The sequence below is a fragment of the Pseudomonas ceruminis genome (assembly GCF_021602025.1).
Taxonomy (GTDB): Bacteria; Pseudomonadota; Gammaproteobacteria; order Pseudomonadales; family Pseudomonadaceae; genus Aquipseudomonas; species Aquipseudomonas ceruminis.
In genome coordinates, this window is sequence record NZ_BQHW01000106.1 from 1 (window position 1) to 255 (window position 255).

Annotated in this window: 1 protein-coding gene; it reads left to right on the forward strand. The window is 66.7% G+C overall.

Going from position 1 to position 255, the window contains the following annotated elements; translation table 11 throughout:
• Positions 1–255: hypothetical protein (locus tag L6D80_RS30020; protein ID WP_236183123.1), on the forward strand; the 255-nt coding region annotated here is incomplete at both ends.

A 255-nucleotide genomic window follows, 5' to 3' on the forward strand; every position in this document is an offset into this window, starting at 1 on the left:
TGCAGACCTTGGAAGGCACCACCAGCGCGCAGTCCCAGCAGATCACGGGCCTGCAGTCGAGCTTGACTACCACCAACGGCAACGTCGCTGCAGCGCAGCAGGCCGCCCAGGACGCGGCAACGCTGGCGGGCGGCAAGGGTAAGGTTATCGTGCAGTCGGCTGCGCCGGCGGTCGCTGATCGCTTGGCGCAGAACCTCTGGATCGACACCACGGGCAACGCGAACACACCGAAGCGCTGGAACGGTTCGGCATGGG